The following is a 13,305-nucleotide window of genomic DNA, read 5'->3' on the forward strand; positions in this document are numbered from 1 at the left end:
GATACTAGGCTCGATCGCACCGGCAGCATCCCCGCCGGCGTCCACCAGGTCCGCGTCCCACAAGGACGCACACCATCTCAGGAGCCAGTCATGGGCGTATTCGCGAGCACCGACGACCCGGTATCGACCGGTCACGAACAGGTCGTGTTCTGCCAGGACAAGCAGAGCGGCCTGAAGGCGATCATCGGGATCTACTCCACCGCACTGGGTCCGGCGCTGGGCGGCACCCGCTTCTACCCGTACGCCAGCGAGGACGCCGCGCTCGCCGACGTGCTCGACCTGTCCCGCGGGATGGCGTACAAGAACGCGCTCGCCGGGCTGGACCTGGGCGGCGGCAAGGCCGTGATCTGGGGCGACCCGGAGCAGATCAAGAGCGAGGCGCTGCTGCGCGCGTACGGCCGCTTCGTGGAGTCGCTGGCCGGCCGCTACTACACCGCCTGCGACGTCGGCACCTACGTGCCGGACATGGACGTCATCGCCCGCGAGACCCGGTACGTGACCGGCCGCAGCGTGGAGCACGGCGGTGCCGGTGACTCCTCGATCCTGACCGCCTGGGGCGTCTTCCAGGGCATGCGGGCCGCCGCCGAGCACGTCTGGGGCACCCCGAGCCTGCGCGGCCGGCGGGTCGGCGTGGCCGGACTGGGCAAGGTCGGCAAGTACCTGACCGGGCACCTGCTCGAGGACGGCGCCGAGGTGGTGGCCACCGACGTCAGCCCGAAGGCGCTGGCCTGGGTGCGCGCCAACCACCCGCAGGTCACCCTGGTGGACGACGCCACCGCGCTGGTCGCCGCGGACATCGACGTGTACGCCCCGTGCGCGCTGGGCGGCGCGCTGAACGACGACAGCGTGCTGGCGCTGCGGGCCAAGGTGGTGGCCGGCGCGGCGAACAACCAGCTCGCCCACCCGGGCATCGAGAAGCTGCTGGCCGACCGGGGCATCCTGTACGCGCCGGACTACGTGGTCAACGCCGGCGGTGTGATCCAGGTGGCGGACGAGATCGAGGGCTTCAACTTCGACCGGGCGAAGCTGCGGGCGACCCGGATCTACGACACCACCCGGGAGATCCTGCACCTGGCCGATGCCGAGGGTGTGCCGCCGGCGGTGGCCGCGGACCGGCTGGCCGAGCGGCGGATGGCCGACGTCGGTCGGCTGCGCTCGATTCACCTGCGCTGAAGCGTTCCCGGAGGCGGGTCGAGCGGATCCGCCTCCGGGCCACCTTTGTCGGCCCGACTCGCTAAGCTGAGGCCGGGTCAAGTTTGGCGCGTTTTGTCCGGTGTCACGGGTGCTCTCGGGTCCGCTCCTTACCGGGTACACTGGGTGACGGTCGGATCGACGCGACGCGCAGAGCCGGCTGACGGTAACCCGAGGTGCCGAACGGTGGCATCCCCATGTACCGTAAGAGCCACGAGAGATGCCTGACGTCATCGGGGCCCGCCTTCGGGCTGCCCCGCATTCTGTGCGAGGGGGTCGAGCCATGGGGCGCGGCCGTGCTAAGGCCAAGCAGACAAAGGTTGCCCGGGAGTTGAAGTACCACTCCCCGAACACCGACCTCACCGCCTTGCAGCGCGAACTGGCGGGTGCTGGTAAGTCTGAGCACCACTTCGACGACGACTCTAAAGAGTTCGTCGACGACGATGATGAGAATCACGCGGACGACGACCCGGATCCCTGGGTCCGTCCGGCCCGCTGACCTCTCGACGACAGCTGAGCACGCGGTGACCCCCGCGTGCTCACGCATGTGCCCGTCGGGAGCGGCACCGGTGCCGACGATCGGGGGCGCGGCCCAGCCGGAGAAGACTCCGGCCGGTCGACCGGCCCCCGATCGTGGTCACCCTCAGCGCGGGCGGTTGTTCCAGTTGTAGAAGGTCGGGATGTTCTCGAAGTGGTTCCAGGCGCACACCGCGCTGGCACCATCCCCGCCCGGCACCTCTGCCCGCAGCCGCCGTGCGTCCTCGGCCTCTTGGAGGAGCGCGACGAGCCCGGGGGCCACTTCCCGCACGCGTTCGGTGACTTTGTCCAGAGCGTCGTCCGCTTCGCGCTCAGGCCGCCGGTGACTGGTGGTCTCGGGCATGCTCCAACACTCCCTCCAATAGGCGGATCTTGCTGTTGCGGCAGTGCTCGGTCTCCGTACCGTCAAAACGCCCCAGCTCGAAGTAACGGTTGGCAGCATGGCCGCCACCACAGAAGCCGAAGTACGGGCAGGACGCCCGGCACGCCTCCACCCCGGCCAGGAACTCGCCCACCCACGGCGTCGCCGCGGCACCGGCGAGGATCTCGGCCAACGGGGTGGTCAGCACGTTTCCGCTGCTGAAATCGCCGTAGTGCGGATCGGTGAAGCCCGCCAGTTCCGGGGAGAGCACGGTCACCGAGCCGTCGTGTCCGATCGTCGGGATCGGGTCGAGTTGACGGGGCAACACATCGTCCGCCGAGTTGTCGAGCACCGCCGCGGCGTAGCGCAACGACCACTCGATCTCGCGCAGGTGGATCCGAGGCTCCCGGCGCCACGCCGCCACCAACTCGGCCCAGAACCCGCTCACCGCCGCCGGATCGTGACGGTTGTCGCGGGTGTTGACCCCCTCGGTCTCCTCGATGTTGATGCCCAGCACGTCGCAGCCCAGCCCGAGGAAGTAGTCGTACAACTCGGTGGCGAGCCCTGGCTCGGGCCGGGAGACCACGGCCAACGCGGAGAACGGCAGCCCGTGCCGGCGCAGCGCGGCCACCCCGCGCAGGATCTGGTCGTACGCCGGCCGTCCACCCCGCCCGACCCGGTCGCCATTGCGCTCCCGGGGCCCGTCCACGCTCACGCTCACCCGGATCCCGTGCTGCGCGAAGAAGGCACACCAGTCGTCGTCGATCAGCGTGGCGTTGGTCTGGACGTGGTGCTCGACCTCCGGCCCGAACGGCGCGAGGAGGTCGGCCAGGTGCTTGCGGCCGGTGGCCAGCGGCTCGCCACCGTGCCAGACCACGGAGAACCGGCCGGCTGCCGCCCACGGCTGCACCGCCGCCGCGACCGCCGCCGCAACCGGCACCGGCATCCGCCGATCGGCAGCGCGGAACGGCAGGTAGCAGTAGGCGCAGTCGAGGTTGCACAGGGTGGTGGGCTGCATGACGACGTACGTCGGGACCGCGGCCAGGCCGCGCATCCCGCTGAACGACTGTCCCCGAGCAGCCATCGCCCTCCTCCACCTAGCCTGAGGGTGCCCTTCAGGCTAGGCCGCGTCGGCCACTCGGGTGAAGCCCTGATCAGGTGCCCGTACGATCACCAGAGCGTGATCATCCGCGGGTGTGCTGGCCCACCATCTGCACGTTGCCGGTGCCCTCGATGATCTCGCCGGCCTGCCACGCCTCGACCCCACGGCCGGTGAGCGTGGCCAGCGCCCGGTCGGCGTCCTCGGCCGAGACGATCGCGAACATGCCGACGCCCATGTTGAAGGTCGACTCCATGTCCTGGTCGTCGATCCGACCCTTGGACTGGATCAGGTCGAAGACCGGCTGCGGCTTCCAGGTGGACCGGTTGACCACCGCGTCGACGTGCTCCGGCAGGATCCGGACCAGGTTGCCGGGGATGCCACCACCGGTGACGTGTGCGAGCGCCCGCACCTCGGCCTCGGCGATCAGCTTCAGGCAGTCCTTGGCGTAGATCTTGGTGGGGGTCAGCAGCTCCTCACCCAGGGTGCGCTGCCGGCCGAAGTCGTCGATCACCACGTCCAGCCGCATCCGGGCCGCGCCGAGCAGCACGTGCCGAACCAGCGAGTAGCCGTTGGAGTGCAGGCCGGAGGAGCGCATCGCGATCACCACGTCGCCCACCTCGACCCGCTCCGGGCTGAGGATGTCGCTCTCCTCGACCACGCCGACGCCGGTCGCCGAGATGTCGTACTCGTCCGGACGGAGCACACCCGGGTGCTCGGCGGTCTCCCCGCCCAGCAGCGCGCAGCCGGCGTACCGGCAGCCGTCGGCGATGCCCGCACCGATCTCGGCGACCTTGTCCGGGACGACCTCGCCGGTGGCGATGTAGTCGAGCAGGAACAGCGGCTCGGCGCCGCACGCCACCAGGTCGTCGACGACCATCGCGACCAGGTCGATGCCGACCGTGTCGTGGATGTCCATCTGCTGGGCGATCACCAGCTTGGTGCCCACCCCGTCGGTCGACGAGGCCAGGATCGGGTTCTTGTACTTCGTCGTGTCCAGCCGGAACAGGCCGGCGAAGCCGCCGAGGTCGCCCAGCACCTCGGGGCGGCGGGTCTGCCGCACCTTCGACTTGAGCAGCTCCACCGCGCGGTCGCCCGCGTCGATCGAGACGCCGGCGTCGGCGTACGAGACCGAGCGTTTGCGTGCCTGACGGCCCGCGCCCGCCGTCCAGGGCTGGCGGTCGCCCCCAGCGCCGGTCGGGCTGCTTCCTGCGCCGCTGCGCTCGGACACGTGCGTCACGGTTCTCCCCTTTGTGGTTCTCGGTGCCGCGCCGGCGGTGGCCGGGCCGCGCCGGTTGGTGCTACGGGCGGTTTGCGGTCACGCCACCCGGAGTGGCGACGAGCGAGCCGTTGGTGTGCGGGGCTTCCGGCGCCGAGTTGGCGACCCGTCGACCCACACCTTCGAGCACGTGCTTGCCGATCAGGTTGCCGGCTGGCAGCTCGATCGGGTACTCCCCATCGAAACACGCCCGACACAACCGGGTCTTCGGCTGCTCGGTCGCGGCAATCAGGCCGGGAAGAGAGACGTAGCCCAGCGTGTCGGCGCCGATGGAGCGCCGGATGCCGTCGTTGTCCAACCCGTTGGCCAGCAGCTCCGCCCGGGTGGCGAAGTCGATGCCGTAGAAGCACGGCCAACTGACCGGCGGGGACGAGATCCGGACGTGCACCTCCAGCGCCCCGGCCTCGCGCAGCATCCGCACGATGGCCCGCTGGGTGTTGCCGCGCACGATCGAGTCGTCCACGACCACGATCCGCTTGCCCCGGACGTTCTCCCGCAGCGGGTTGAGCTTGAGCCGGATGCCGAGCTGCCGCAGGGTCTGCGACGGCTGGATGAACGTGCGCCCGACGTACGGGTTCTTCATGAGGCCGGCGCCGTAGGTGATGCCGGACGCCTCCGCGTAGCCGATGGCGGCCGGGGTGCCGGATTCGGGCACCGGGATCACCAGGTCGGCCTCGACCGGGTGCTCCTTGGCCAGCTGCCGGCCGATCTGCACCCGCGCCGCGTGCACGTTGCGACCGGCGATGGTGGCGTCCGGGCGGGCGATGTAGACGTACTCGAAGAGGCAGCCCTTCGGCTCGGGCGCCGCGAAGCGGGTCGAGCGCAGCCCGTTCTCGTCGATCGCGATCAACTCGCCCGGCTCGACCTCACGCACCACGCTCGCGCCGACGATGTCCAGCGCGGCGGTCTCGCTGGCCACCACCCAGCCGCGCTCGAGCCGGCCGAGCACCAGCGGGCGTACGCCGTGCGGATCGCGGGCCGCGTAGAGCGTCGCCTCGTCCATGAAGACGAAGCTGAACGCGCCGCGCAGCTGCGGCAGCACCTCCAGCGCGGCGGCCTCGACCGAAAGATCCGGTCGGCTGGCCAGCAGCATGGTCACCAGCGAGGTGTCGTTGGTCGAGCCGTCCGCGACCAGGCCGCGTTCGGCGACCTCCTTCTCCAACTCGGCGGTGTTGACCAGGTTGCCGTTGTGGGCCAACGCGATCGTCGTGCCGGAGCTGGTCGACCGGATGGTCGGCTGGGCGTTCTCCCAGTTCGAGGCGCCGGTCGTCGAGTAGCGGGCGTGCCCGATCGCCAGGTGACCGCGCAGGCTGGCCAGCGTCGGCTCGTCGAAGACCTGCGCCACCAGGCCGAGGTCCTTGTAGACCACCACGCCGGAGCCATCGCTCACCGCGATGCCCGCGGCCTCCTGGCCGCGGTGCTGCAGGGCATAGAGGCCGAAGTAGGTCAGATTGGCAACCTCTTCACCGGGTGCCCAGACACCGAAGACGCCACACGCGTCCTGGGGGCCGGGTCGTTGGGGGTCAAGGTCGTGGCTCAGCCGGCCGTCGCCTCGGGGCACCTACCGCTCCCTCATGCTGGTCTGGACCGGCCTGGCGGGATCACGGGGCGGATCCACACTCCCGGGCCGGGACCACTGTCGTCGCCTGACAGTGTACGCGAATCGCCGTCAATACAGATAGTCACGATTTCCCTGCTGAGCGTGACGATCACTCGGACATCCGGGCAGCTAGAGGGGCAGGTATGCCGAGAGGTCCGCTCGGACCCCACTCACCTGGACGCGACCCTCGGTGACCGCCTCAGCCCAGCCGATCCGTCCGGTCGCCAGCGCCAACCAGGTTTCCGGTGCCATCTCGACCACGTTCGGCGGGTTTCCCCTGGTGTGTCGAGGACCGGGAACGCATTGGATCGCACCGTATGGTGGGACGCGCACCTCCACCGATCGGCCGGGGGCGCGCTCCGCGAGGACGGCCAACAAGGACCGGACCGCCTCCCGGAACACCGGCCGTTCGGGCGTACGCCCCTCGTCGAGGGCCGACAACGCCGCCGCAACAGCAGCGGACTTAATGTGCGGAGAGGACACGACGGGACGATACGACCCGCAGGCAGACAGCCCGACGTCGGCCCTGGGTCGCGCCGATCCAGTGAGACAAGGCATAGTTGCCGACGGCGTATTCGTACCGTGATGATCCCCGGCCCGGCGCCCCGCCGGTCAGGGAAGTCAGTCCGGAAGGCGGTGGACGTGTCAACACACCGACGTGCCTGGAAGCAGCGGGCCGGTGTGGTCGTAGCGCTGGTTGCCGGCGCTCTGCTCGCCGTCCCTGCTACACCAGCCCTGGCCGCTGAGGCCGAGGTGTCGCCCGGCTCGGTCTCGGTGAATGCCGGCAGCGACGCCACCCTCACCGTGCGCGTCACTCCCGGCGCTGGCGACGAAGAGGCGAAGATCAGCCTCTCCGGCCTGCCGTCGGGCGTCAGCTGCGCCAGCGGTTGCGGCACCGTCACTTTCACGGGCCTGGGTAACCAACCGAAGTCGCAGTTGGTGCGGATCGCGGCCAGTGACAGCGCAGCCGACGCGACGGCCACCGTCACCGTGGCTGTCGAGGCCGAGTCCGGCCCGGACACCGCGACCTTCTCGCTGACCGTGAAGGGCAAGGCCGCCCCGCCGCCGCCTCCGCAGACCCAGACCGTCAAGTCGGTCGCCGGCAAGGTCGTCGTGCAGGCCAATGGCGACCCGGTGCCGAACGCCATCGTGATCCTCCAGGACAGCGCTGGCCACCGTTACGACACGATCAGCGACGGCAGCGGCAACTTCCGGTTCACCGGCAGCACGTCCAACCCGATCAGCCCCGGCCGGATCGACGTGGGCGCGTCCTCCAACAACATCCAGGGGCTCAAGAGCTTCAACGCCAACGCCGGTCAGGCCGTCAGCGGGCAGCGGATCACCCTCGCGATCAAGGTCGAGACGACGCCGAGCGCGACGCCGTCCGCCAGCGCCGAGGCCACCCCCACCGAGGAGGCGACCGAGGAGGGCACCGAGGAGGAGCCCTCCGAGGAGGCCAGCCCCGGCGCTGCGGCGAACGCCGGCAACAGCGAGGAAGACGGCGGCGGAATCGGCTCCTACATGATTATCCTGCTCGGTGGCCTGCTGGTGGCCGCCGGTGTCGGCACGATCGTGCTGCTCTGGATGAAGCGCAAGGAGAGCGGCGACGACGATGACGAGCCCGCGGGTGCCGGTGCGGTGCCGGCGGCCCGGGGCGGGTTGCGCGGAGGCGACGACCAGACCCGGGTGGTCAACCGGCCGCATGGCGGCGGCCCGGACCCGACCATGGTCGGCGGTGCGGCGCTGAGCGAGGCGCCGACGATGATGCACCGCCCGGTGGTCGACGACGTCCCGCCGGACCCGTACGGTGCGCCCGCGCAGCCGTACGGCGCGTCCAGCCAGCAGGGCTGGGGTGGCGGCGGCTACGGCGACGAGCCGGCCCCCGGCGGTTACGGAGCCGGCGGCTACGGCGCCGCTCCCGCGTCGGGCGGCGGCTACGGCACCGCCTCCACCCCCGACAGCGGCTACGGTGCCGGCGCGGCCGGTGACGGCTACGGTGCCGCGCCCGGCTCCGGCGCTGGCTATGGCGGTGCCCCGGCCTCCGGTGGCGGCTACGGCGGTGCACCCGCCTCGGACGGCGGCTACGGCAGCCGCGACTACACGGCCCCGGCCGGTACGGCCGCCTACCCGCCCGCCCCGGCGGGCGGTGCGGGCTACGGTGAGCGCTACGACGAGCCGACCGGCCGGTACACCGGCGACAGCACGCAGTACCCGGCACCGGCCGACCCCTACGCCACCGGCGTCTACCAGCCGGAGCAGGGCCAGGGCTACGGCCAGTCCGACCCGGCTCCGTACGGCGGCCGGGCGGCGGAGCCGACCGGCGGCTACGGCCAGCAGGCCGGCGGGTACGACCAGGGCGGTTACGGTCAGCAGGCCGGCGGCTACGACCAGGGCGGCTACGGTCAGGAGCCCCCGCAGCAACGCGGCGGCTACGACGACCGGGGCTACGACCAGGGCGGCTACGGGCAGCAGCCCGGTGGGTACGACCAGGGCGGTTACGGTTCTCAGCCCCCGCAGCAGCGCGGTGGTTACGACGACCGGGGCTATGACCAGGGCGGCTACGACCAGCAGACCGGCCGGACCCGGTCGGACGGTCCGCCGCCGACCGAGCGCAGCGGTCGACGCCTCGACTGGCTCGACGACTGACCCAGCAGCACCACGAAGGGCCGCCCGGTTTTCCGGGCGGCCCTTCGTATTTGATCGGTATCGGTCAGGCGGCGGAGAACACGCCCTGCCGGAGCACCGGTACGACGTCCGAGACCCCCACCCGGACGGCGATGTCCACGTCGGCGGCGAACCCGCTCTCGGTCAGTTCCCGGCCGGAGACGCTGCCGCGCACGGCAGCGGGCACGTCCGGGGTGCTGGCCAGCGCGGCGAGCGCCATGGCCGCCTCCACGGAGAGCCCGCCCGGCACGCCGGAGAGGGCATCGAGCACGCTGGCCGCGCCGAGCTGGTCCTCCACCGACGGACGCAGCGACCCGTCCGGCCACCGCTCCCCCGAGGCGATCACGCCGATCGGGGCGTCCGTCGTGCCGTACCCCTGGCGGCGCAGCCAACGCCCGACGGCGCGGGCGTTACGCAGGCAGCCGGCGACCACCGGCAGCCCGGTGGCACTGGCCGCGGCGCTGATCGCCGAGCCGTTCGGCGAGGGCAGTACCAGGTCCGTCACCACCGGCGCGGCGCTCAACGCGGCGGGCGAGAGCGACCACGGGTGCTCCGCCGTCGTCCGCCGACGACCGACCGCAGCCACCGCGCCGACCCGCAGCGCGTACTCGGCTGCCTGGTCACCCCAGGGAAACGGGTGCACCCGCATGCCACGGCTGACCGCCACCTCCACCGAGGTGGTGAACGAGAGCACGTCCACCACCACCAGCGCGGCGCAGACCCGCCCCAGCTCGGCCGCCCCGGTCAGGCCCCAGTCGAACCGGGCACCGGATCCGGGTTGGCCGTAGACGGTGGCGGACAACGCCTCAGCGTTCGTCAGGCGCGGGCTCGGCGACACCGGAGTCAGACTCGGAAGATCCGTCGCCGGATCCGGACGCCTCGGCGACCGGATCGACCGCCCCGGTACCCGGAGCCGGCCCGGCCGAAGCGATCGGCTCGGCGGCCACCGCCGCCGGCTCGTCCTGCGCGGCCTCAGCGACCGGCAACGGCACGGCCTCGGTCGCGCCCGCCACGCCGGCCGCCGGAGCGGGCACCTCGACGCCCGTCGCGCCCCCGAACAGGCGCGGGAGCGTCTCGGTGTGCGCGGTGCGCAGCTCGTCCAGACCGATCCGGAACTGGCCGTGCACCTCCAGCGCACCGCTGGCCGGGTCGGTGACGCCGATCAGCTCGAACGGCACCCCCCGCTCGGCGCAGAGCGCTGCGAACGCCTTGTCGTGGCCACGCGGCACCGACACCAACGCCCGGCCGGCGGACTCACTGAACAGGTAGACGAACGGCATCGAGCCGTCGGCGAACTGCTCCGGCACCGCGATCCGGGCGCCGACGCCACGGCGCAGCGTGGACTCGACCAGGCTCTGCGCGAGGCCACCGTCGGAGAGATCGTGCGCCGAGCTGAGGTGACCGACCCGGGCCGCCTCGGCCAGCAGATCGGCGAGCGCCTTCTCCCGGGCGAGGTCGACCTGCGGCGGGATGCCACCGAGGTGCTCGTGCGTCACCCAGGCCCACTCCGAGCCGGACAGCTCGACGTGCGTGTCGCCCAGCAGGTAGAGCTGGTCGTGGTCGCCGTTGGCGCGCGGGGCGAAGCCCATCGGCACCCGGTCGGCGACGTTGTCCAGCACGCCCAGCACACCCACCACCGGGGTCGGGTGGATGGCAGCCGCACCGGTCTGGTTGTAGAAGCTGACGTTGCCGCCGGTGACCGGGATGCCCAGCTCCAGGCAGCCGTCCGCCAGGCCGCGCACGGCCTCGGCGAACTGCCACATCACGCCCGGGTCCTCCGGGGAGCCGAAGTTGAGGCAGTTGGTCACGGCGATCGGCTTCGCGCCGGTCACCGCGACGTTCCGGTACGCCTCGGCCAGCGCCAGCTTGGTGCCGTTGTACGGGTCGAGCCGGGCGTACCGGCCGTTGCCGTCCACCGACAGCGCCACGCCGAGCCCGGTCCGCTCGTCGATCCGGATCACACCGCCGTCCTCCGGCTGGGCGAGCACGGTGTTGCCCAGCACGTAGCGGTCGTACTGCTCGGTGACCCAGGTCTTGTCGGCCAGGTTCGGCGACGCGATCATGCGCAGCACGGTCTCCCGCAGCGCCTCCGGGTCGGCCGGGCGGGGCAGCGTCTCGGCGCGGTCGGCCTGGAGCAGGATCAGGTCGGCCGGCTCACGCATCGGCCGGGCGTAGACCGGGCCGTCGTCCACCAGCGAGCCCGGCGGTACGTCGACGACCAGGTGGTCCTGCCAGGTGATCAGCAGCCGGCCCGGACGACCGTCCGGCTCCGGCGCGGTGACCTCGCCGATCGCGGTGGCCAGCACGCCCCACTTCTCGGCGGTCTTGAGCACCGCGTCGAGCTTCTCCGGCTCGACGACCAGCAGCATCCGCTCCTGGGACTCGCTGGCCAGGATCTCGTGCGGGTCCATCGAGGGCTCGCGCAGCGGCACCCGCTCCAGCCAGACCCGCATGCCGGTGCCGGCGGCCGCGGCGGTCTCGGTGAGCGCGCAGGTCAGCCCGGCGCCGCCGAGGTCCTGAATGCCGACCACGAGCTGGCCGTCGTACAGCTCCAGGCACGCCTCGATCAGCAGCTTCTCGGTGAACGGGTCACCGACCTGTACCGCGGGGCGACGCTGCTCGCTGCCCTCGTCGAAGGTGGCGCTGGCCAGCACCGACACGCCGCCGATGCCGTCGCGACCGGTCTTGGCACCCATCAGCACGACCACGTTGCCGGGGCCTGCGGCGGCCTTGTTCTGCAGCCGGTCGACCGGCAGCACGCCAAGGCAGAGCGCGTTGAGCAGGGGGTTGCCCTGGTAGGACGGGTCGAAGACCAACTCGCCGCCGATGTTGGGCAGGCCGAGGCAGTTGCCGTAGCCGCCCACGCCGGCGACCACGCCGGTGAGAACCCGGGCGGTGTCCGGGTGGTCCGCGGCACCGAAGCGCAGCGGGTCCATCACGGCGACCGGGCGGGCGCCCATGGCGAGGATGTCCCGGACGATGCCGCCCACGCCGGTCGCCGCGCCCTGGTAGGGCTCGACGAAGCTCGGGTGGTTGTGCGACTCGACCTTGAAGGTCACCGCCAGCTCGTCGGAGACCTGCACCACCCCGGCGTTCTCGCCGATCCCGGCGAGCAGCCGGTCGCTGTGCGGGGCCTTCTCACCGAACTGGCGCAGGTGCACCTTGCTCGACTTGTAGGAGCAGTGCTCGCTCCACATGATCGAGTACATCGCGAGCTCGGACTGCGTGGGCCGGCGGCCGAGGATGTGCCGGATCCGGTCGTACTCGTCGTCGCGGAGACCCAGCTCGGTGTACGGCTGAAGCTCGCCCGGGGTGCCACCGGCGCGCGGCACGGTGTCCACGCCATCGGTCCAGTCGGCCACGGCCGGCTGAGCGGGGGCGGTCGCCGGGGCGGCGGGCTGCGCCGGGCGCGGCTCGGTCGGCTGCGCCGGGGCGGAGTACGCCTCCGGTGTGTCCCGTACCGGGTCCGGATGGGTGGTCATGACCTCTCCTCGCTGCGCTCGTGCCCGCCCGACCGACGGTTGAGCTGACCGATGATCGTGCCGCCGGTCACGCCGGCGCCCCCACCAGGTGCTTGAGGACCGAGGTGAAGAAGCTGAGGCCGTCCAGCGAGGGGCCGGTGAGCGCCTCCACCGCGTGCTCGGGGTGCGGCATGATGCCGACCACGTTGCCGGCGGGGTTGGTGATCGCGGCGATGTCACGCTGCGACCCGTTCGGGTTGCCACCGACGTAGCGGGCGACGACCCGGCCCTCGGCTTCGAGCTGATCCAGCGTCGCGGTGTCGGCGACGTAGCAGCCCTCACCGTTCTTCACCGGGATGAGCACCTCCTGGCCGGGCTGGAACGCGTTGGTCCACGCGGTGCCGGCCGACTCGATGCGCAGGATCTGGTCCCGGTTGCGGAAGTGCAGGTGCTGGTTGCGGGTGAGCGCGCCGGGAAGCAGGTGCGCCTCGCAGAGGATCTGGAAGCCGTTGCAGATGCCGAGCACCGGCAGACCACCCTGGGCGGCGTCCACGATCGTCTCCATCACCGGGGCGAACCGGGCGATGGCTCCGCAGCGCAGGTAGTCGCCGTAGGAGAAGCCGCCGGGCAGCACGACCGCGTCCACCCCGTGCAGCTCCGGGTCACCGTGCCAGAGCCGGACCGGCTCGGCGCCGGCGATCCGGACGGCACGGGCAGCGTCCCCGTCGTCGAGCGAGCCAGGGAAGGTGACCACACCGACCCGGGCGGTCACGAGCGGGCGTCCGCGGTCTCGTCGGCCTCGACGAGTCGGACGGTGAAGTCCTCGATGACCGGGTTGGCGAGCAGCTTGTCGGCAATCTCCCGGGCACGGTCCAGATCCGGTTCACCGGCGAACTCGATCTCGATCCGCCTGCCGATCCGGACCGAGGCGACGTCACTGACGCCGAGCCGGGGCAGCGCGTTTGCGACGGCCTGGCCCTGCGGATCGAGGATCTCGGGCTTGAGCATGACGTCGACGACGACGCGAGGCACTGGGCACTCCTGACTGTGTACGCAGTTGGGTGCCGACCCACAACGGGCGAGCGCAGCCAGCGTACCTGGCAGTTACCGTCA

Annotated in this window: 12 protein-coding genes; 3 read left to right on the forward strand and 9 right to left on the reverse strand. The window is 71.7% G+C overall.

The features are described 5' to 3' along the window. Nucleotides 1-90 precede the first annotated feature (90 nt). A complete protein-coding gene (locus ACFQGL_RS21790; RefSeq protein WP_377514097.1) occupies nt 91-1,173 on the forward strand; it encodes a Glu/Leu/Phe/Val family dehydrogenase in 1,083 nt (360 codons plus the stop codon). Nucleotides 1,174-1,474: 301 nt separating this feature from the next. Beyond that, nucleotides 1,475-1,690, forward strand: a complete 216-nt coding sequence (locus tag ACFQGL_RS21795; protein ID WP_377514098.1) for a DUF3073 domain-containing protein — start codon at nt 1,475-1,477, stop codon at nt 1,688-1,690. 144 nt (nt 1,691-1,834) lie between these two features. On the opposite strand, the gene amcA is transcribed toward ACFQGL_RS21795, so the two are convergent. The 5 genes from amcA to ACFQGL_RS21820 form a co-directional block, all read right to left on the reverse strand. Then, nucleotides 1,835-2,071: a multiple cyclophane-containing RiPP AmcA gene (amcA, locus tag ACFQGL_RS21800; RefSeq protein WP_377514099.1), complete on the reverse strand. Its 237-nt coding sequence runs from the start codon at nt 2,069-2,071 to the stop codon at nt 1,835-1,837. Further along, complete coding sequence (amcB, locus tag ACFQGL_RS21805; RefSeq protein ID WP_377514149.1) at nt 2,040-3,143, reverse strand: cyclophane-forming radical SAM peptide maturase AmcB; 1,104 nt, start codon at nt 3,141-3,143, stop codon at nt 2,040-2,042. The genes amcA and amcB overlap by 32 nt, the downstream gene beginning before the upstream one ends. Before the next feature lie 130 nt (nt 3,144-3,273). After that, the gene (gene purM / locus ACFQGL_RS21810) at nt 3,274-4,428 is read right to left on the reverse strand and encodes a phosphoribosylformylglycinamidine cyclo-ligase (RefSeq protein WP_377514100.1); all 1,155 of its coding nucleotides are present in this window, start codon (nt 4,426-4,428) and stop codon (nt 3,274-3,276) included. 61 nt (nt 4,429-4,489) lie between these two features. Continuing rightward, the gene (gene purF, locus ACFQGL_RS21815) at nt 4,490-6,028 is read right to left on the reverse strand and encodes an amidophosphoribosyltransferase (protein ID WP_377514101.1); all 1,539 of its coding nucleotides are present in this window, start codon (nt 6,026-6,028) and stop codon (nt 4,490-4,492) included. 168 nt (nt 6,029-6,196) lie between these two features. Continuing rightward, on the reverse strand, nt 6,197-6,550 hold the full coding sequence (locus tag ACFQGL_RS21820; protein ID WP_377514102.1) for a sterol carrier family protein: 354 nt from the start codon (nt 6,548-6,550) through the stop codon (nt 6,197-6,199). Nucleotides 6,551-6,652: 102 nt separating this feature from the next. Here ACFQGL_RS21820 and ACFQGL_RS21825 point away from each other — a divergent pair, with 102 nt between their 5' ends. Beyond that, a complete protein-coding gene (locus ACFQGL_RS21825; RefSeq protein ID WP_377514104.1) occupies nt 6,653-8,713 on the forward strand; it encodes a carboxypeptidase-like regulatory domain-containing protein in 2,061 nt (686 codons plus the stop codon). 64 nt (nt 8,714-8,777) lie between these two features. On the opposite strand, the gene ACFQGL_RS21830 is transcribed toward ACFQGL_RS21825, so the two are convergent. The 4 genes from ACFQGL_RS21830 to purS all read right to left on the reverse strand — a co-directional run bounded on the left by ACFQGL_RS21830 (nt 8,778) and on the right by purS (nt 13,224). Then, a complete protein-coding gene (locus ACFQGL_RS21830) occupies nt 8,778-9,533 on the reverse strand; it encodes a 2-phosphosulfolactate phosphatase (protein ID WP_377514106.1) in 756 nt (251 codons plus the stop codon). A 4-nt stretch (nt 9,534-9,537) separates the two neighbouring features. Continuing rightward, nucleotides 9,538-12,213 carry a phosphoribosylformylglycinamidine synthase subunit PurL gene (gene purL, locus ACFQGL_RS21835; RefSeq protein WP_377514107.1) on the reverse strand — a complete coding sequence of 892 codons (2,676 nt, stop codon included), beginning with the start codon at nt 12,211-12,213 and terminating at the stop codon, nt 9,538-9,540. Nucleotides 12,214-12,280: 67 nt separating this feature from the next. After that, nucleotides 12,281-12,964: a phosphoribosylformylglycinamidine synthase subunit PurQ gene (purQ, locus tag ACFQGL_RS21840; RefSeq protein WP_377514109.1), complete on the reverse strand. Its 684-nt coding sequence runs from the start codon at nt 12,962-12,964 to the stop codon at nt 12,281-12,283. Continuing rightward, nucleotides 12,961-13,224: a phosphoribosylformylglycinamidine synthase subunit PurS gene (gene purS, locus ACFQGL_RS21845; RefSeq protein WP_252417098.1), complete on the reverse strand. Its 264-nt coding sequence runs from the start codon at nt 13,222-13,224 to the stop codon at nt 12,961-12,963. Before purS ends, purQ begins: the two co-directional genes overlap by 4 nt. Between the last annotated feature and the right edge of the window lie 81 nt (nt 13,225-13,305).

Source organism: Micromonospora vulcania (assembly GCF_042658605.1).
In the GTDB taxonomy this organism is placed as follows: Bacteria; Actinomycetota; Actinomycetes; order Mycobacteriales; family Micromonosporaceae; genus Micromonospora; species Micromonospora vulcania.